This window comes from Micromonospora polyrhachis, assembly GCF_014203835.1.
GTDB classification, from domain to species: Bacteria; Actinomycetota; Actinomycetes; order Mycobacteriales; family Micromonosporaceae; genus Micromonospora_H; species Micromonospora_H polyrhachis.
Genome location: NZ_JACHJW010000001.1, coordinates 1448944 through 1466944 on the forward strand (window position 1 = coordinate 1448944; position 18001 = coordinate 1466944).

The following is an 18001-nucleotide window of genomic DNA, read 5'->3' on the forward strand; positions in this document are numbered from 1 at the left end:
ATTTCTGGGACTTCATCGTGTGCTCATGTCGGTCGTCCTACCTTGCTTGCTGTGCGACCCTCGCCCGGTCGGATGATCGGGCGTAGTGGCTAACGCGTCGATATGCCTGGTCAGCTCACCCATGTCAGGAACACCGGTGATCCGCAACGCCCGCCCGAAGGCTCGACGCCGCTGTGCCAACGCGAGGCAAGCCGGCTCGGGATGCAGATGTGCTCCCCGACCCGACAGTCTGCGGGCCGGATCGGGTCGAAGGCTGTAACCAGCCCCATCGCTGACCGCGACGATCCGCAGCAACTCATGAGCCGGCGCGCGTCGCCGGCATCCCACACAGGTGCGCACCGGCCACGCACGTCGTACCACTGGCAAAGTCTACCCCTAGCCGGCCGAGATCGCTCCGCCCGGTTCAGGAACGTGATCAGCACCGCCCCGGGAAGCGTTCGGCACCGAACCGGCAGTCTGCTCGACATCGGGTCGAATGTCGATTCGCCAGCCGGTCAGCCGGGCCGCGAGCCGTGCGTTCTGCCCCTCTCGGCCGATGGCCAGGGAGAGCTGGAAATCGGGCACCGTGACCCGAGCGGTACGACTCGCCGCGTCGACCACCTCGACCCGCAGCGCCTTGGCCGGCGACAGTGCGTTGCCGACGAAGTTGGCCGGATCCTCCGACCAGTCGATGATGTCGATCTTCTCGCCGTGCAGTTCGCTCATCACCGCCCGCACCCGCTGACCCATCGGCCCGATACAGGCACCCTTGGCGTTGACACCGGGGACCGTCGAGCGTACCGCGATCTTGGTCCGATGGCCGGCCTCGCGGGCGATCGCGGCGATCTCGACAGTACCGTCTGCGATCTCCGGCACCTCCAGCGCGAAGAGCTTCTTCACCAGGTTGGGGTGGGTACGCGACAGGGTGATCTGCGGTCCCCGCAGCCCCTTCGCCACGTGCACCACCACGCACCGGATGCGCTCACCGTGCTCGTACCGCTCGCCGGGCACCTGCTCGGACTGGGGCAGCACCGCCTCGACCTTGCCCAGGTCGACGCTGACGATGCCCTTCTCGGCCCGCGCCTCGTGCGCCTGCACCACGCCGGTGACCAGGTCACCGTCCCGGCCGACGTACTCGCCGAAGTGCACCTCGTCGGTGGCCTCCCGCAACCGCTGGAGGATCACCTGCTTGGCGGTCATGGCGGCAATCCGACCGAAGTCGTGCGGGGTGTCGTCCACCTCGCGTACGACCGTGCCCTCCTCGTCGACCTCCTGGGCGTAGACGAGCGCCACCCCGGTCTTACGGTCGATCTCCACCCGGGCGTGCGCCTGCGCGCCCTCGGTGTGCCGGTACGCGGTCAACAACGCGGACTCGATCGCCGCGAGGATCGTGTCGAGCGGGATCTCCCGCTCACGCTCCAGTGCGCGCAGCGCCGCGAGGTCGATGTTCACCTCTCCTCGCCCTCCACATCTTCGTCGTCGTCGAAGTCGTCGAACTCGTCCAGATCCTCGTCAGCCACGGTGTCCAAGCGGCTGAACTCCACCTGCACCCGCCCGGGCCCAAGATCCGGATAGGTCCATTCATCCTGTTGGCCGTCCAGGTCGAACACGACCCGGTCGTCATCGGCCGCGATCACCCGGGCGGTGATCTGCCGGTCCGTCGATGGCTGGTCCGCAGCACGCTGCCCGGGCACGCCGCCCGCGCCGCGCGCGGTGACCTTCACCAGGCGACCGACATTGCGCCGCCAGTGCCGGGGCAGGGTCAGCGGCCGGTCCACCCCGGGAGAGCTGACCTCCAGCTGGTATTCCCCGGCGACCAGGTCACCACCGGTCTCCTCGGCGGTGTCGAGGGCGGCGGAGACCGCGCGGGACACCTCGGCCACCGCGTCGAGACTCACCCCACCATCGCCGTCGACGATCACCCGTACGACGTGCCGGCGCCCGGCCCGGGTCACCGACACGTCCTCCAGGTCGTAACCGGCGGCGTTCACCACCGGCTCGATCACGGCGCGCAACCGGGCCCGGCGCGCGCCCAGGTCGGACCGGGGACGCCCGCCAGCGCGCGGGCCAGCCGCCGGACGGGCGGCAGCACGACCACGCTGCGTCATTTCCGCACCCCTCTTCACGATCCTCGGCACCCTGACCGGGCAGCCCATGCCAGCACGCCACCGGACCCAACCAATGTCCGGCGGCTTGCGCAGAGCGTAACGCGCTGGACGGAAGAGGTAGCGGCCGGCGCACCGACGCCCCGGGGACGCGCGGGGCCGACTGTCGCCCGACGCCCCGCACGGATGGTGTTGACTTGTCCGGTGCGAAGCGCAGACACGGTGAAGAATCGCGACTTGCGGGAACGATCCGGACCTTCGATCCTGCGATCCCGACGTTCGGTCCTGCGGGTGGCGGGCCTGCTGACACTGGCAGCGGCCACCGGTCCGTTGGCCGCCTGCGGGCTCTTCGACGACTCGGAGCCGGAGCCCGACCCGCTCGCCCCCCTACTCGCCGGGGCACTCGACCTGGCCGCCCTGTACGAAGCCGCGGTCGCCGCCGATCCGACGCTCGCCGACCGGCTCACCCCGATCGCTCAGGCACACCGCGCGCACGCCGAGGAGTTGGCCCGAGTGACTCGGGTCACCCTGCCCAACAGCACGCCGACCGCCGGCCCGACGCTGCCGACCGGTGACCGTAAGAGCATGCTCACCGCCCTACGGAGCGCCGAACAACAGGGGCAGGCCGCCGCCACCACGGCCTGCCTCTCCACACCGGCACACCGGGCCGCGCTCGTCGGCAGCATCGCCGCTGCCCGCGCCACCCATCTGGAACTGTTGTGACGACCGCACGAACTGTGACAACCGTACGAAGTGTGGTGACCGTACGAACTGTGGTGACGACCGCACGAGCCAGGGGGAACGGGACCGCGTCATGAACCAGCAACTCGCCACGGCACTCGCCGCCGAACACGCGGCGATCTTCGCGTACGGGGCGATCGGCGTACGCCTGTCCGGAGCGGCCCGGCGGGAGGCCCGGGCGGCGGAGACGGCGCACCGCAACCGTCGGGACACCCTGGTGACGCTGCTCACCCGGGAAGGGGCCACCCCGCCAGCACCGGAACCGGCGTACACCCTGCCGTTCCCGGTGACCGACCGGGCCAGCGCGCTGCGACTCGCGATCACGGTCGAGGAACGGACGGCCGCCGCCTGGCGGGCCGCTCTGCCGACGACCACCGACACGGAACGGGCCGAGGCGTTGACCGGCCTCACCGACTGCGCGGTTCGGGCCACCCGGTTCCGGAAGCAGGCGGGCGTCACCCCGGCCACCGTCCCCTTCCCCGGCCGAAGCGCCTGACACCAGCCACCGGCCGAACGGGGGCGACGGGCCGAACGGGGGTGACGGACCGGACACCGAGGTGACTGCCCGGCTGTCCCGGGGCCCGGCTCGACGGCCTGCCCTCCGCACCGGCACACTGGTCCGATGTCCGCCTTCGGAAGCCTGGTCCGCCGCCTCGGCCACCAACGATGGTTCGCCGCCACCGGCCGGTTCCTGGTGCCCGTCGACCGCCTGGTGGGGCGGCTCACCCGAGGTCGGGTGGTCGGCCTGGGACTCGTACCGTCCCTGATCATCACCACCACCGGCCGCAAGTCCGGGCAACCCCGCAGCAACCCACTGGTGTGCGTCCGCGACGGCGACGGGTTTGCGGTGGTCGGCTCGAACTGGGGGCAGCGCCACCAGCCGGCCTGGGTGCTCAACCTGATGGCCGACCCGGCGGCCACCGTCACCCTCAAGGGCCGCGACATCCCGGTACGGGCACACTTGGCCACCGGGGCGGAGCGGGACCGGCTGTGGCAACTGCTGATCACCCGCTGGCCGGCCTACCAGACCTATGTGGAGCGTGCTGATGGTCGGCAGATCCGGGTGTTCCGGCTCGCACCGGTGACCGACACGTCTTCCACGGAGGACGACGGTCGTCGATAATCCCGGGCATGCGTAGGCAGGCACGGCGACCCGTAACGCCAACGGAACCGTCCACAGGGGCGGAGGATCCAGCCCCGTCACCGCCGGAGCGGAGAAGCCCACCCCCGATTGCCCGGACCGCACTGGCCACGGTTGCCGGACTCACCGTCGTCGTGTTGCTGGCCGTCGCCGGCCGGTACGGCTACCACCGGGACGAGCTCTACTACCTGTTCGCCGGGCGGCACCTGGCCTGGGGCTACGACGACCAGCCGCCGCTGCTGCCGGCACTGGCCCGACTGACCGACAGCCTGTCGGGTGGTTCGCTGACCGCACTACGGCTGCCCACCGCCGGAGTCGTCGGGCTCACGGTGTTGCTGGTCGGCCTGCTCACCCGCGAGATGGGGGGCGATCGCCGGGCGCAACTGCTCGCCGCGATCACCTGGGCCACCACCGGCGTCACCCTGGTCTCGGGTCACCTGCTCAGCACCACGCCGTACGACATCCTGTGCTGGACCATGATCGCCTGGCTGGTGGTCCGGTGGCTGCGTACCCGCCACGACCGGCTGCTGCTGGCGCTGGGTCCGGTGCTCGGGATCGGGTTGCAGGCCAAGAGCCTGCCCCTGCTGTTCGTCGCGGCCCTCGCCGTCGCTGTCCTGGTCAGCGGTCCACGGGAACTCCTGCGCCGGCCGGCGTTGTGGGTCGCGGCGGCCATCGCCGTCGCGCTGTGGGCACCGAACCTGTGGTGGCAGGCCACCCACGGCTGGCCACAGCTCGAGATGTCCGAGGTGATCCGGGCGGATACCGACGGTCCGCTCGGGGTGCTCGCATCGCAATTCCTGATCATGGGGCCGCCGCTGGCGGTGATCTGGATCGCCGGACTCTGGCGGCTGCTGCGTACCGCTGACGCCCGGCCGTACCGCTTCCTTGGCTGGGCATACCTGATCGTGCTCGGCCTGACCCTGGCCACCGGTGGTCGGGAGTACTACCCGGCCGGGGCGTACCCGGCGCTCTTCGCCGCCGGGGCGATCGCCACCGTCGGTTGGCTCGCCCGGGGCGACCGGGCCCGGCGGGTGGCGCTGGCCGGTGGCCTGGTCGTGAACGCCGTGGCCAACGTCGCCATCGCGCTGCCGATCTACCCGGTCCGGGTAATGCCGCACACGCCGCAGGCAATGATCAACTACGACGCCGGTGAGACCATCGGCTGGCCGGAACTGGTCGCCACGGTGGCGGACGTCCACCGGTCGCTGCCCGCCGCCGAACAGGCCACCGCCGTCATCCTGACCAGCAACTACGGCGAGGCCGGCGCGATCGACAAGTACGGACGACCGCTCGGACTGCCCACCCCGTACAGCGGTCATCTGAACTTCTGGCGGTGGGGTCCCCCGGCGGACAGCACCACCGGGCCGGTGATCGCCGTCGGCGAGCGGGTCGGCCGGCAGTTGGCCCCGCACTGCGGCTCGGCGACCGTGGTGGTCGCCCGCCACGACAACGGGTACGGCGTGGAGAACGAGGAGCAGGGCGAGTCGATCTGGCTCTGCCGAGGGCTCGACCGTCCCTGGTCACAGCTCTGGCCGGAGCTACGCCACCTCGGCTGAGACTCCGTGTCGCGAGCGAATCAGGACACCGGCCCGAACTCGAACGTCGGCTCGAACTCGAACGTCGACTCGATACCGGACGTCGGCTCAGCCGATCGCGCCGCTGACCCCAATCAGCTTGCCCACCCCGTACGTGATGATGGCGGCGGCCCCACCCAGCAGCAACTGCCGGGTGCCGCTGATCCACCAGCTCCGGTTGGTGTAGCGAGCAACGATGGCACCTGCGGCGAAGAGGCCGAGACCACCGACGGCGAGCGCCAACCACAGGTTGGTGAAGCCGAGCAGGTAGGTCGCCAGCGGGATCAACGCCCCGATCGAGAAGCACACGAACGAGGAGATGGCCGCTGCCCACGGGCTCGGCTGGTCATCCGGGTCGACGCCCAACTCTTCGCGGACGTGTACCCGCAGCGCCTCCTCCGGGTTGTTCCTGATCACCGTCGCGACCTCTTCGGCCAGGTGCCGGGGCAGGCCACGCTTGACCCACATGTCGGCCAGTTCCTGCGCCTCGGCCTCGGGGTGGCGCTCCAACTCGCGGCGTTCCTTGGCCACCTCGGCGGCCACCTGCTCGTTGGCCGAGCGGACGCTGGTGTACTCCCCCAGGCCCATCGAGATGGCCCCGGCGACCAGCCCGGCAACGCCGGTCAGCACGATGTTGCGCGGCGAGACACCGCCACCACCCACCCCGGCGATCAGCGCGATGTTGGTGACCAGGCCGTCCATCGCCCCGAACACGGCCGGCCGAAGCCAGCCGCCGGAGACGTCGGCGTGGTGGTGCTCGATCAGGGCCGCAGGAGTTTCGGTCATCATGGCAGGGTCAGGATCTCGTGGCCGTCCTCGGTGACCACGATGGTGTGCTCGAACTGTGCCGTCCACCGGCGGTCCTTGGTGACCACCGTCCAACCGTCGTCCCACATGTCGTACTCGTAGGTGCCCAGGGTGATCATCGGCTCGATGGTGAAGGTCATCCCCGGCTCCATCACGTCGGTGGGCCGCGGGCTGTCGTAGTGCGGCACGTAGAGGCCGCTGTGGAAGGACTCGCCGATGCCGTGGCCGGTGAAGTCGCGAACCACGCCGTAGCCGAACCGCTTCGCGTACGACTCGATCACCCGGCCGATCACGTTGATCTGTCGGCCCGGGGCGACCGCGCGGATGCCCCGCATCATCGCCTCGCGGGTGCGCTCGACCAGCAGGCTGACCTCCTCGGCGACCTCACCGACGCAGAAGGTGGCGTTGGTGTCGCCGTGCACCCCACCGATGTACGCCGTGACGTCGACGTTGACGATGTCGCCGTCCTGGATCACCGTCGAGTCCGGGATGCCGTGGCAGATCACCTCGTTGAGGCTGGTGCAGCACGACTTGGGGTAGCCCTTGTAGCCGAGGGTCGACGGGTAGGCACCGTGGTCGACGAGGAACTCGTGCACCACCCGGTCGATCTCGTCGGTGGTGACGCCCGGCTTACAGTGCTCCCCGGCGAGCTGGGTGGCCTGCGCGGCGAGCCTGCTGGCGACCCGCATCTTCTCGACCGTCTCGGGCGTTTGTACGTGCGAGCCGCGCCACTCCTTGGGCCGCTTCTTTCCCACGTACTCCGGTCGGACGATGTGGGACGGCACCGGTCGCCATGGCGAGAGCGTTCCTGGGGTGAGTGGCGCGCGGACGGTCATGCCGCCAGCCTATCGCCGCCCACCCCGCCCCCTGCGAAGGAAGGGTCTCTTGTTGTCGCTTTCTGCCTTGGCAGGAGCCCTTCCCAACAAGGCAGCCCACTCACAGCGGGGTGACGTACGCGCCGGTGATCCCACCGTCGACGACGAACTGGGCAGCGGTCATGAACGACGCGTCGTCGCTGGCCAGGAAGGCCACGGCAGCGGCGATCTCGGCCGGCTCACCGAACCGGCCCATCGGCACGTGCACCAGCCGGCGGGCGGCCCGCTCCGGGTCCTTGGCGAACAGGTCGAGCAGCAGCGGGGTGGCGATCGGCCCCGGGCACAGCGCGTTGACCCGGATGCCCTCCCGGGCGAACTGGACGCCCAGTTCCCGGGTCAGTGCGAGCACCCCGCCCTTGCTGGCGGTGTACGCGATCTGCGACGTGGCCGCACCCATCAGCGCCACGAACGAAGCGGTGTTGATGATCGAACCCTTGCCCTGCCGTTGCATGTGCGGAATCGCGTACCGGCAGCAGAGGTAGACGCTGGTCGTGTTGACCCGGATCACCCGTTCCCACGCCTCCAGACCGGTGACCAGGATCGAGTCGTCGTCCGGCGGCGAGATGCCGGCGTTGTTGAAGGCGATGTCGACCCGGCCGTGCCGTTCGGCCACCCCGTCGAACAGCTCCCGCACCTGGGCCTCGTCGGCCACGTCACAGGCCACGAACTCGCCACCGACCTCCTCGGCGGCGGCCTGCCCGGACCCGGCGTCGATGTCGACGCACACCACCCGCGCGCCTTCGGCGGCAAACCGCCGTACGGTGGCCAGCCCGATCCCGCTGCCTGCCCCGGTGACCACCGCCACCCGGTCCGCCAGTCGATCCCGCACACTCACTCCCCGGTCACTCGTCGGTTGCGATGAAGACGTTCTTGACGTCGGTGAAGGCGTGCAGCGCGTCCGGTCCGAGTTCCCGGCCCAGGCCGGACTGCTTCATCCCGCCGAACGGGGTCCAGTAGCGCACCGACGAGTGGGAGTTGACGCTCAGGTTGCCCGAATCCACCGCGCGGGCCATCCGGAGCGCCCGGCCCACATCCCGGGTCCAGATCGAGCCGGAGAGGCCGTACTCGGTGTCGTTGGCCAGGGCGACGGCCTCGGCCTCGTCGTCGAAGGGCAGCACCGAGATCACCGGGCCGAAGATCTCCTCCCGCCAGTGCCGGTCGGCCGGTGACCGGGCGAGTAGGACCGTCGGCGGAAACCAGAACCCGTCGCCGGCCGGGCACGAGCCGGTGAAGGCGGTCTCCGCCTCCGTCACGTACGACGCGACCCGGGTCCGCTGGCCAGCCGAGATCAGCGGGCCCATCTCGGTGGACTCCAGCGTCGGGTCGGCCACCCGGATGCCGCGTACCGCTGGTTCCAGCAGCGCCAGAAACCGGTCCAGGACCGGGCGCTGGACCAACAAACGGGTACGGGCGCAGCAGTCCTGGCCGGCGTTGTCGAAAGCGGCGTACGGCGCACTGGCCGCCGCCCGTTCCAGGTCGGCGTCGGCGAAGACGATGTTGGCGCTCTTGCCGCCCAACTCCAGGGTGACCCGCTTCACCTGGGCGGCGCAGCCGGCCATGATTCGCTTGCCGACCTCGGTCGAGCCGGTGAAGCACAGTTTGCGGACCTCGGGATGGCTGACGAAGCGCTCCCCCACCACCGCACCCCGTCCCGGCAGTACGGTGAGCACGTCCTCGGGCAGGCCGGCGTCCCGGGCCAGCTCGCCGAGTCGGATCGCGGTCAGCGGGGTCAACTCGGCCGGTTTGAGCACCACCGTGTTGCCGGCCGCGAGCGCCGGGGCGAACCCCCAGCCGGCGATCGGCATCGGGAAGTTCCACGGCACGATCACCCCCACCACCCCGAGCGGCTCGTGGAAGGTGACGTCCACCCCGCCCGGTACGGGAATCTGCCGGCCGGTCAGCCGCTCCGGTGCCCCGGCGTAGTAGTCGAGTACGTCGCGGACGTTGCCCGCCTCCCAGCGGGCGTTGCCGATGGTGTGCCCGGCGTTGCGCACCTCCAGCCGGGCCAACTCCTCGATGTGCGCGTCGACCTCGGCGGCGAATCGGCGCAGCAGACGGGCCCGGTCGGCCGGGGACACCTTCCGCCAGGTGTCGAAGGCGGTACGGGCGCGGCTGATCGCGACGTCGGTCTCCTCAGCCGTGGTCGCCGGCACACTCGTCACGGACTGCCCGGTGGCCGGGTCGACCACTTCGATCGACGGCTGCGCCTGCATCTGCTCAGCGGCATGCAACACCACTTCAGAGGCGCTCGGATCCAGTTCAGAGGCGTTCGAAGCCACGGAACATCTCCCAGTCGGTCACTGCCGCGTCGAAGGCGGCCAACTCCACCCGCGCGTTGTTGGCGTAGTGCGCGACCAGCTCGTCACCGAAGGCGGCCCGCGCAATCGGCGACTCCTCCCACCGGGCGAGCGCGTCCCGTAACGTCCCCGGCACCCGGGGCGCGGTCGTGTCGTCGTACGCGTTGCCGTTGAACTCGGGTTCCAGCGGGAGGTCCTGTTCGATGCCGTGTACGACCCCGGCGACCAGCCCGGCCAGCGCCAGGTACGGGTTGACGTCGGCCCCGGGTACCCGGTTTTCTACCCGCAGTCCGGGCCCGTGACCGACCAGCCGCAGGGCACAGGTGCGGTTGTCGGTGCCCCAGCGCAGCGCGGTCGGGGCGAACGAGCCCGGCTGGTAACGCTTGTAGGAGTTGATGTTCGGGGCGAACAGCAGACTGAAGTCCCCCATGGTGGCCAGTAGTCCGGCCAGCGCCCGCTGCCCGACCTCGGTGAGCCCCGCTCGGCTGGCCGACGAAGCGGGCAGCCCCGCCCCGCCGGCCGACGAAGTGGGCCGTCCCGGCTCGCCCCTCAAGGAACCGGGCAACACCGGCTGGCCGTCGATGGACCGTAACGAGAAGTGGATGTGGCAGGAGTTGCCCTCCCGGGCGTTGGGCTTGGCCATGAAGGTGATCGCCATACCCTCCTGCGCGGCGATCTCCTTTGCCCCGTTCTTGTAGATCGCGTGGTTGTCAGCGCAGGTCAACGCGTCGGCGTAGCGAAAGGTGATCTCGTGCTGGCCGAGGTTGCACTCGCCCTTGGCGGCCTCGGGCACCAGCCCGGCCCCGGCCATCTCGACCCGGATGCGGCGCAGCAGCGGCTCGACCCGGGCGGTGCCCAACAGCGAGTAGTCGACGTTGTAGAGGTTGGCCGGGGTCAGGTCGCGATAGCCGCGCCGCCAGGCGTCCTCGTACGAGTCGCGGTAGAGCACGAACTCCAGTTCGGTCCCGGCGAAGGCGGTCAGCCCGTGTCGGGCGAGCCGGTCCAGTTGTTGGCGCAGGACCTGCCGGGGTGAGGCGACGACGGCCGACCCGTCCGCCCAGACCAGGTCGGCCAGCAGCAGTGCGGTGCCGGGCTGCCACGGAATCCGGCGCAGGGTGCTCGGGTCCGGCCGCATGGTGAGGTCGCCGTAGCCGCGCGCCCAGCTTGACATCGCGTACCCGTCGACGGTGTTCATCTCGACGTCGACGGCCAGCAGATAGTTACACCCTTCACCGCCGTGCTCGACCACCTCGTCGAGAAAGTGGGGTGCGTGGAAGCGTTTGCCCTGGAGGCGGCCCTGCATGTCGACCAGGCCGAGGACCACCGTGTCGATCTCGCCGCCGTCCACCGCCACCCGTAGTTCCTCCACGGTCAGTGCCGGGGTACGCCTCATGCTGTCTCCTCGTCGTCGACGGTTCGGCGGGGTCCGGTGAACCAGGTACGCGCCGAGGCGTACCACCAGACGGCGACCAGCAGCAGCACCCCGCCGACGGCGAGCGGGGCGTAGTTGACGGCGGACCAGCTGAACCCGGCGGTGCCGGGCACTCCGGCCGGCACAATCGGCATAACGAAGTAGACGGAGATGACGGCGATCTCGATCACGGCGATCCAGCCGAGGATCTTGTATCGGCGACCCAGCGTCCACGGTCCGGGGGTGAACCGGTCGCCGAGCCGTAGGCGTAACGCGATCGGGATGACGAACGACAGGTAGAGGCCGATGACGGCGACGGAGACGACGGCGTAGAAGGCAACCGGGACTCCAGCGGCGCTGGAGTAGAGCGCGGGCAGGGTCAGCACCAGACCGGCACCGGTCGCGCCGATGATCGCGTTGACCGGGGTGCCGTTGCGGTCCACCTTGGACCAGATCCGCCATCCGGGGACGCCCCGGTCGCGGCTGAAGGCGTACGCCATCCGGCTCATGCTGGTCACGCAGCTCATCCCGCAGAAGAACTGACCGACGGTGGAGATGATGATGACCGTCTTGAAGAAGAACGGGGTCAGCGCGCTCTCGAAGATCGCCCCGGAGAATCCACCGGCCGCGTTGACCGCCTCGACGTCGGTGGCCGCGAAGAGGAAGGCCAGCAGCAGGATCCAGCCGCCGATGGCCGAATAGAAGATCGATTTCCAGAGGCCACGGGCCGCCGTGTGTGACGCCCCCCGGGTCTCCTCGGAGACGTGGGCGCACGCGTCGAAGCCGGTGATCGTGTACTGGGTGAGCAGGAAGCCCAGCGGCAGGATGTAGAACCAGAACGTCCAGCCGCCGGTGCCGCCGTCGGCGAATCCCGAGTTGTTGAACCGCTCGGTGAAGACGAACTGGAAGCTCTGGTGATCGTCGGGTACGAACACCAGGATCGCCACCACGACCGTCGCGCCGGCAACGTGCCACCAGACCGAGACGTTCTGGAGCAGGTCGATGATCCGGTGCCCGAAGATGTTGATCAGCCCGTGCAGCACCAGGATGACCACGAAGAGGCCGAACGCCTGCTGGAGTGTGCCCGCCCAACCGTCGAAGAGCGCCGACAGGGTCAGGTTGAGGAAGGTCGCGCAGCCGTAGTCGACCGAGGCGGTGACCGCGACCAGGCCGATCAGGTTGAGCCAGCCGGTGAACCAGCCGTGCACCGGCCGCCCCATCTTCGCCGCCCACCAGTAGATCCCGCCCGCCGTCGGGTAGGCGGACACCAGCTCCGCCAGGCAGAACCCGATGATCAGGATGAAGATTGAGATCAGCGGCCAGCCCCAGGAGATGGCGACCGGCCCGCCGTTGTTCCAGGCCTGGCCGAACGTGGTGAAGCAGCCGGCCAGAATCGAGATGATCGAGAACGAGATGGCGAAGTTGGAGAAGCCACTCCACTTGCGCCGCAGCTCCTGCTTGTAGCCGAGTTCGGCGAGCCGCCGGCTGTCGTCGTCCATCGGCTGTCCCGCGACGGTCTCGGGCGTAACGGCCACCGCGCACCTCCTCACATGGGTCGGCGCATCGGTGCGACTAGGGGAAAGTCTTGACGTAAGGATCAAGATGGTCAATACCCGCCGGCCAGAAACCCGGTAATTGCGTTGCTCCGCGTCGCCGCCGCCGGCATGCTCGTAGGCGTGACACAACAGGCGTACGACACCACGCGCCGCTGCCGAGCGCGGCGGCGTACCGGGGTCGTGGTCCTGCCGGGTGATTCCGCGCCAGACTGAGCGCGCCCCGGCTGGCCCGACCCTCGGGCCCCTCCCCGGGCCAACCCCTCGGACCCCTCCCCGGGTCCACCTTCAGGACCCCTCCCCGGGTCCACCTTCAGGACCCCTCCCCGGGTCCGATGCCGGGTCCTCGGAAGCCCGGCACCGCGCGGCGGCGCGGGGCGTAGTCACCTCTCTCACACCCGCATGGCGGTTCGCCGTGCCGACGCCCCGCCCCGCGCCGCCGCACCTCTACGGTCGTTTTTTGCCAGGGACGCCAACGTCAGGCCGTCAGGGCCTCGGCGGCCCGACGGACCCCATCGCGGATCGGGATCCCGGCAATACACGCCCAACTCGGCCACTTGCTCCCTCCATTGACACCGTCCCGGAAATCCGTCCTGCCCCGCTGTGCCCCGGCCCACCAACGACGGCTAAAGATCCTGGGGGAGGGAAGCGGTCCCGCCAGGGCCAGTTGGCTTCAAGATCTTCCCTGCGGTCGATGTTGGTGGGTTGTCGTCGGGCTCACAGGTCCGGTCAGGCGAGGTTGATAGTGGTGGTCAGGTCGATCGGCTGGGCCGTGACGATGATCCGGACGATGTCGTCGATGCTGGCCCGGGCAAGTCCGCCGTAACGGCCGAAGGTGGTGGTCCACCGTTGCCAGCCGGGCCCGGTGGTGCGTGCTGTCACCTTCGGCTGGACCACCTGGCCGGTGGTGACGGCGGCGAGGATCTGGACGGCATCGACGCCGGGTTCCTTCCATGCTCCTTCCTGGAGGACTCCGGCCTGCCCCTCATCGATGGCCTCTACCACCAGCGACAGTCCGTTCGGGCCGTCGACCACACCCCAGTGCACCAGGGCGACGCCTCCGGCCCTGCCGAGCAGGACCGGAGGTTGCAGCAGACGGGGAGCGGCGATCATCACGGAACGAGCCTAGCCACCTGGCCAGTGAGGCACGGTCACATCGAGCGCCCTGATCTGCGAGCTGGTGGAAGCAGAGCTCCCCGGTCGCCGACGGCCACTGTTCGGCCCTTTCATGGCTCGGCACCAGCCGCCACTGGAACACCAGGTACGTCATCCGCGCCTGATGACGTACCTGGTGTTCCAGTAAGTGAGTGGTTCGGTGGTCGGCTAGGGGCGGCCTTCCGGTCCTGCCCGGTCCGCCTCCTCCTTGCTATCGATGCCACCCTCGGCGAGCATCCGCCGTGTTCGACCAAGTCTGTAGTCGGGACAGCCTGCGGATCACATGGATTTGGTAGCAGTCTCTTGACCTCGGCGATGAGCGCCTCAAGCTGGCTCTCGGTGCACCCCAAGACGGCACCACCATCACCGTGCATGCGGCCGTCCTGCGCCGCACGATCGAAAACGTCGTTCACGATGCCGCAGCCTGAGCGTCTTCCCATCCCCCGCGTTCAACCTACCGGCATCGGCCCTGCGGTCCCGGATACCGCAACTGGCCACGGGTATCAGGAAAGTGCAATCAGGTCGTCAGGGCCTCGGCGGCCTGTCGGACCCCATCGCGGATCATGTCGCCGTAGTCGTCCTCGCCCAGCGCCGACAGGCTCTCCTGGGCGCGGGTCAGATGCTCCCGAGCCTGATCGAGCTGGCCGAGCCGGCGATAGTCCTCGACCAGGTTGAGGTGTAGTGACGGCAGGAAGCCCCGGACCGCCAACGAGTCGTGGTGCTGTCGTACCCGCTCGTCGGTGAGGGTGTCGACCGCTTCGAGGGCGCGCAAATTCCAGGCGAGTTCGTCGGCGGGGTCGTCCTGTAGGTCAGCCAGATAGTGGGCCACCACGCACCGATGGAACGGATCACCGTCCGCCCCGATCCGCTCCCAGAGCGCGGTGAGCTGCTCCCGAGCCGGCCCGGTCTGCCCCGCCCGGCCCAGCTCGACCGCTGCGCTCATCTCGGCGATGACCTCGTCTGCCTTGTCGCTCACTGCTCGCTCCTCCGGTCGGTCGACTCGTCCGGGGAGAGAATCGGGCCTCGACCGGGTCGAGGGTCAAGCCGCCGATCGCCCGCCGGCCACACCCCGATCGGGTACGTCAGCGACAAAGCTCGCCCAGGCGTCGCGCCCGAAGGCGAGCGCCGGCCCGGACGGGTCCTTGGAATCGCGTACGGCGACCGCCTGCACCAGCTCGGCCACCTCGACACAGTCGGCGTCGCCTAAGCTGCGGCTGGACTTGCGCCACGCCGCCGGCACCTCGGCCATCTCCACACAATTGGCGTCGCCTGCGCTACGGCTGGACTTGCGCCACACCGCGTCGGACAGCTCCGGAATGATCATCTCGGGCTCACTCTCGCTCATGCTCGATTGCGACCCGCGCAATAAACTCGACCGACCTGGCCGGGCTGAGCGCCATCCGCGCCAGTCTATCCGCGGTCCGGCGGAAGATGGCCACCTGATCCGGCTCCTCCAGGAACACGCTGGACATCTTCGGCTCCTGGTGCACCACGGACGGCTCGCGCTCGAAGTCCAGGATCAGGAACGGCCCGTCCAGCCCGGGGTGCCCACCGACGCCGAACGGCAACACCTGCAGCCTCACGTGCGGACTCTCGGCTAGTTCAACGAGACGCCGCAACTGCCGGGCCATCACCCGCCGATCACCAAGCACCCGACGCAGTGCAATTTCGTCCACAATGGCGTGCAGCTGCGGCGGTTGCGGACGTTTGAGGATCACCTGCCGACTCTGCCGGGCGGTCACCCGGACCCGCGCCTCGGCCTCTGGGATGCCAATCGCCCGCATCACCGCACGAGTGTAATCCTCGGTTTGCAGCAGGCCGGGCACCAGCATCGGCTCCCAACTGGTCAGCCGGCTGGTCTGCTCCTCCAGTTGGAAGAAGGTCTTCGACCAGGGGGTAAGTCCCGGGCCGAGCCGCTCCCACCAGCCGCGCTCGTGCGCCCGTTCCGTCATGGCGAGCAGCCGTTTGCGTTCCGCCCCGATCACGCCGTAGACCACCAGCAGCGAGGCGACATCCTCGGGCCGGATGCCCTGCTGCCCGGTCTCCATTCTGGACAGCCGCGACGGCTGCCAGCCCAGTTGTTTGCATACCACCAACGCGGTCAGGCTCCGCGCCTTGCGAAGCTGCCGCAACTCCCCACCGAGCCCTCGGCCGACCACCGTGGGCAAAATTTGCCGCACCAATTTTGCACCCTCCGCAATCCGTTGACTCCGATGCGTGCAGGCGAAACTCTAAACAGGAATTGCACGACAACGCAACAGGGCTTTGGTCAGCGATTGGAGGGAGTCAAGTTGCCGATTGATCAATTGGCGTCGGGCGAGCAAAAGGCAGACGGCGTGCCGGTGGCACATGGCGAGCAGGTGGAGAACGACGACCGGACGGCGACGGAAAAGCAAATACCGAGGCGTGTATTGATGCCCTGGGCCGAGCCGTACGATCCGGCTAATTCCCCCGGGCCGATTCCGTCCGTGGTGGAGCGCTTCCGGTGGCGGCCGGATCGGCCGGCAGCGCCGAGCGAGGCGGAGCGGGAAGCGGCACGCTACACGGTGGTGCTCGTCTCCCCCGACGCGGCCGAGTCAATGGGACGCCCTCGGTACGACGTGGGCCTGCGGGTCTACCAGGACGACGACCTGGCACACGACGCGCTCGACCTGGACGAGGCGGTCGACATGATCGAGAAAGCCTGCGGCGAGCCGATCACGTTGGTGGAACACCGCGCCGACCTGACCTACTGGACCGTCCGCGTCCGCCCGTCATCCTGACGCTTCCGCCCTGCCGCTCCCATTCCTGCTCTGCCGCTCCTGCTCCTGCTCCTGACGATCTCGCCCCTGCCGATCGAGCAGCCAATCGAGCGGCATCGTCGAGCAGCGCCACCGCGCGGCAACAACGTGATCAGGACTCCATGGACGTTACAACCGGCAAGGTAAGGTCCATGGAGTCCTGGTCACCAAGACTTTCGGGCGCCTCGGCCGGTGGATACTTCCCGGGGCCTTTCGCCGGGGAATGTTTCCCGGACCTTGGCCAGAGAGGCACCCCGGAGCCTCGGCGGAAGCGAACGGATCAGGCCGATTCGAGTATCAGGGAAATGCCCTGGCCCACGCCGACGCACATGGTGCAGAGTGCGCGACGGGCTCCGCGATTATGCAATTCCAGGGCGGCGGTCAATGCCAACCGGGCTCCACTGGCCCCCAATGGATGCCCGAGGGCGATAGCGCCGCCATTCGGGTTTACGTGCTCGGCATCCACCGGCAGGCCCAATTCCCGTAGCACCGCCACCGACTGCGCGGCGAACGCCTCGTTCAACTCGATTACGTCGATGTCAGCAAGGTTCAGACCGAGTCGGCCCAGCAGCCGATTCGTCGCCGGCACCGGACCCATCCCCATCACCCGGGGCGGCACCCCGGCGGCAGCCGCGCCGACAACCCGGGCCAGCGGAGTCAGGCCATATCGCTGCACCGCCGCCTCACTCGCCACCAGCAGCGCCACCGCGCCGTCGTTGACACCGGAGGAGTTGCCGGCGGTGACCGTACCCCCGTCACGGAACGGCGTGGGCAGCGCGGCGAGGCGCTCCAGCGAGGTCTCCCGGGGGTGCTCGTCGACGCTCACCAGACGAGTGCCCCGACGGCCCTCCGGCACCTCGATCGGCACGATCTCCTGCGCCAGCCGGCCGTTGGCCTGTGCCTTGGCGGCCCGCTGCTGCGACCGCAGCGCGAACGCGTCCTGGCTGGCCCGGTCGACGCCGTACTCGGCCGCCACGTTCTCCGCCGTCTCCGGCATCGAGTCGGTCCCCCACCCCTTGTGCATGAGCGGGTTCACGAACCGCCAGCCGATGGTGGTGTCGTAGATCTCGGCGGTACGGGCGAACGCACTGTTCGCCTTGGGCTGCACGAACGGTGCTCGGCTCATGCTCTCCACGCCACCGGCGATGACCAGCTCGGCGTCACCGGCGACGATGGACCGGGCTGCCGAGGCCAACGCGTCAAGCCCCGAGCCGCAGAGCCGGTTGACCGTGGTGCCCGGCACCTCCTCGGGCAGTCCCCCCAGCAGGGCCGCCATCCGGGCCACGTTGCGGTTGTCCTCGCCGGCCTGGTTGGCGCAGCCCAACACGACGTCGTCGACGCTCGCCCAGTCCACCGAGGGGTGCCGGGACACGAGTTCCCGGATCACGTGGGCCGCCAGGTCGTCCGGTCGTACGCCAGCCAGCGCGCCAGCGTACCGGCCGATGGGGGTGCGTACGCCGGAAACGAGATATGCCGCAGTCACGTCAGGCAGGATAGCCAGGACTTTTCCCGACGTCAGGTCCGGTGCCTGCCGGTGTGGAACCGGTGACGGCGGTATCGGACCGATCGCCGGGATAGATTTG

Annotated in this window: 19 protein-coding genes; 5 read left to right on the plus strand and 14 right to left on the minus strand. The window is 69.3% G+C overall.

Annotation, left to right across the window (positions count from 1 at the left end; all coding sequences use genetic code 11):
• Nucleotides 1-12: 12 nt before the first annotated feature.
• The 3 genes from FHR38_RS05720 to rimP are packed head-to-tail and all read right to left on the minus strand — an operon-like array spanning nucleotide 13 to nucleotide 2087.
• Nucleotides 13-360: a YlxR family protein gene (locus tag FHR38_RS05720; protein ID WP_184533422.1), complete on the minus strand. Its 348-nt coding sequence runs from the start codon at nucleotides 358-360 to the stop codon at nucleotides 13-15.
• Between the two features lie 15 nt (nucleotides 361-375).
• Nucleotides 376-1431: a transcription termination factor NusA gene (gene nusA, locus FHR38_RS05725; RefSeq protein WP_184533424.1), complete on the minus strand. Its 1056-nt coding sequence runs from the start codon at nucleotides 1429-1431 to the stop codon at nucleotides 376-378.
• Entirely contained in the window at nucleotides 1428-2087 is a 660-nt protein-coding gene (gene rimP, locus FHR38_RS05730; protein ID WP_184533426.1) for a ribosome maturation factor RimP, read from the minus strand. The genes nusA and rimP overlap by 4 nt, the downstream gene beginning before the upstream one ends.
• Before the next feature lie 288 nt (nucleotides 2088-2375).
• Between rimP and FHR38_RS05735 the strand changes: the two genes are divergently transcribed.
• The 4 genes from FHR38_RS05735 (at nucleotide 2376) to FHR38_RS05750 (ending at nucleotide 5522) form a co-directional block, all read left to right on the plus strand.
• Nucleotides 2376-2807 (plus strand): hypothetical protein, encoded by a 432-nt coding sequence (locus FHR38_RS05735; RefSeq protein ID WP_312881873.1) that lies wholly within the window; start codon nucleotides 2376-2378, stop codon nucleotides 2805-2807.
• A 91-nt stretch (nucleotides 2808-2898) separates the two neighbouring features.
• Nucleotides 2899-3321 (plus strand): ferritin-like domain-containing protein, encoded by a 423-nt coding sequence (locus FHR38_RS05740; protein WP_184533428.1) that lies wholly within the window; start codon nucleotides 2899-2901, stop codon nucleotides 3319-3321.
• Nucleotides 3322-3447: 126 nt separating this feature from the next.
• Entirely contained in the window at nucleotides 3448-3948 is a 501-nt protein-coding gene (locus FHR38_RS05745; RefSeq protein WP_184533430.1) for a nitroreductase family deazaflavin-dependent oxidoreductase, read from the plus strand.
• 8 nt (nucleotides 3949-3956) lie between these two features.
• Entirely contained in the window at nucleotides 3957-5522 is a 1566-nt protein-coding gene (locus tag FHR38_RS05750) for an ArnT family glycosyltransferase (protein WP_184533432.1), read from the plus strand.
• Nucleotides 5523-5609: 87 nt separating this feature from the next.
• On the opposite strand, the gene FHR38_RS05755 is transcribed toward FHR38_RS05750, so the two are convergent.
• The 10 genes from FHR38_RS05755 to FHR38_RS05800 form a co-directional block, all read right to left on the minus strand.
• Nucleotides 5610-6326 carry a VIT1/CCC1 transporter family protein gene (locus FHR38_RS05755; protein ID WP_184533434.1) on the minus strand — a complete coding sequence of 239 codons (717 nt, stop codon included), beginning with the start codon at nucleotides 6324-6326 and terminating at the stop codon, nucleotides 5610-5612.
• Nucleotides 6326-7183, minus strand: coding sequence for a type I methionyl aminopeptidase (map, locus tag FHR38_RS05760; protein ID WP_184533436.1), 858 nt, complete (start codon nucleotides 7181-7183; stop codon nucleotides 6326-6328). The genes FHR38_RS05755 and map overlap by 1 nt, the downstream gene beginning before the upstream one ends.
• 100 nt (nucleotides 7184-7283) lie before the next feature.
• The gene (locus FHR38_RS05765) at nucleotides 7284-8051 is read right to left on the minus strand and encodes a 3-oxoacyl-ACP reductase (protein ID WP_184533438.1); all 768 of its coding nucleotides are present in this window, start codon (nucleotides 8049-8051) and stop codon (nucleotides 7284-7286) included.
• Between the two features lie 13 nt (nucleotides 8052-8064).
• A complete protein-coding gene (locus tag FHR38_RS05770; RefSeq protein WP_184539289.1) occupies nucleotides 8065-9435 on the minus strand; it encodes an aldehyde dehydrogenase family protein in 1371 nt (456 codons plus the stop codon).
• A 46-nt stretch (nucleotides 9436-9481) separates the two neighbouring features.
• Entirely contained in the window at nucleotides 9482-10912 is a 1431-nt protein-coding gene (locus FHR38_RS05775; protein ID WP_184533440.1) for a glutamine synthetase family protein, read from the minus strand.
• On the minus strand, nucleotides 10909-12465 hold the full coding sequence (locus FHR38_RS05780; RefSeq protein ID WP_184533442.1) for an amino acid permease: 1557 nt from the start codon (nucleotides 12463-12465) through the stop codon (nucleotides 10909-10911). Before FHR38_RS05780 ends, FHR38_RS05775 begins: the two co-directional genes overlap by 4 nt.
• Before the next feature lie 747 nt (nucleotides 12466-13212).
• The gene (locus FHR38_RS05785) at nucleotides 13213-13599 is read right to left on the minus strand and encodes a hypothetical protein (RefSeq protein ID WP_184533444.1); all 387 of its coding nucleotides are present in this window, start codon (nucleotides 13597-13599) and stop codon (nucleotides 13213-13215) included.
• A 556-nt stretch (nucleotides 13600-14155) separates the two neighbouring features.
• Entirely contained in the window at nucleotides 14156-14614 is a 459-nt protein-coding gene (locus FHR38_RS05790) for a hypothetical protein (RefSeq protein ID WP_446685667.1), read from the minus strand.
• 63 nt (nucleotides 14615-14677) lie between these two features.
• Nucleotides 14678-14983 carry a DUF397 domain-containing protein gene (locus tag FHR38_RS05795; RefSeq protein ID WP_312881876.1) on the minus strand — a complete coding sequence of 102 codons (306 nt, stop codon included), beginning with the start codon at nucleotides 14981-14983 and terminating at the stop codon, nucleotides 14678-14680.
• The gene (locus FHR38_RS05800; protein ID WP_184533446.1) at nucleotides 14970-15818 is read right to left on the minus strand and encodes a helix-turn-helix domain-containing protein; all 849 of its coding nucleotides are present in this window, start codon (nucleotides 15816-15818) and stop codon (nucleotides 14970-14972) included. The genes FHR38_RS05795 and FHR38_RS05800 overlap by 14 nt, the downstream gene beginning before the upstream one ends.
• Nucleotides 15819-16052: 234 nt before the next feature.
• Here FHR38_RS05800 and FHR38_RS05805 point away from each other — a divergent pair, with 234 nt between their 5' ends.
• Entirely contained in the window at nucleotides 16053-16400 is a 348-nt protein-coding gene (locus FHR38_RS05805) for a hypothetical protein (protein WP_184533448.1), read from the plus strand.
• A 298-nt stretch (nucleotides 16401-16698) separates the two neighbouring features.
• Here the strand turns inward: FHR38_RS05805 and pcaF are convergent, their stop codons facing one another.
• Nucleotides 16699-17901: a 3-oxoadipyl-CoA thiolase gene (gene pcaF / locus FHR38_RS05810; protein ID WP_184533450.1), complete on the minus strand. Its 1203-nt coding sequence runs from the start codon at nucleotides 17899-17901 to the stop codon at nucleotides 16699-16701.
• Nucleotides 17902-18001 lie beyond the last annotated feature (100 nt).

Excerpts from the sequence above, each read along its gene's own strand:
- rimP (WP_184533426.1), bottom strand. The coding sequence starts at position 2,087 with ATGACGCAGCGTGGTCGTGCTGCCGCCCGTCCGGCGGCTGGCCCGCGC.
- FHR38_RS05740 (WP_184533428.1), top strand. The coding sequence starts at position 2,899 with ATGAACCAGCAACTCGCCACGGCACTCGCCGCCGAACACGCGGCGATC.
- FHR38_RS05745 (WP_184533430.1), top strand. The coding sequence starts at position 3,448 with ATGTCCGCCTTCGGAAGCCTGGTCCGCCGCCTCGGCCACCAACGATGG.
- FHR38_RS05750 (WP_184533432.1), top strand. The coding sequence starts at position 3,957 with ATGCGTAGGCAGGCACGGCGACCCGTAACGCCAACGGAACCGTCCACA.
- FHR38_RS05755 (WP_184533434.1), bottom strand. The coding sequence starts at position 6,326 with ATGACCGAAACTCCTGCGGCCCTGATCGAGCACCACCACGCCGACGTC.
- map (WP_184533436.1), bottom strand. The coding sequence starts at position 7,183 with ATGACCGTCCGCGCGCCACTCACCCCAGGAACGCTCTCGCCATGGCGA.
- FHR38_RS05770 (WP_184539289.1), bottom strand. The coding sequence starts at position 9,435 with ATGCAGGCGCAGCCGTCGATCGAAGTGGTCGACCCGGCCACCGGGCAG.
- FHR38_RS05775 (WP_184533440.1), bottom strand. The coding sequence starts at position 10,912 with ATGAGGCGTACCCCGGCACTGACCGTGGAGGAACTACGGGTGGCGGTG.
- FHR38_RS05795 (WP_312881876.1), bottom strand. The coding sequence starts at position 14,983 with ATGAGCGAGAGTGAGCCCGAGATGATCATTCCGGAGCTGTCCGACGCG.
- FHR38_RS05805 (WP_184533448.1), top strand. The coding sequence starts at position 16,053 with ATGCCCTGGGCCGAGCCGTACGATCCGGCTAATTCCCCCGGGCCGATT.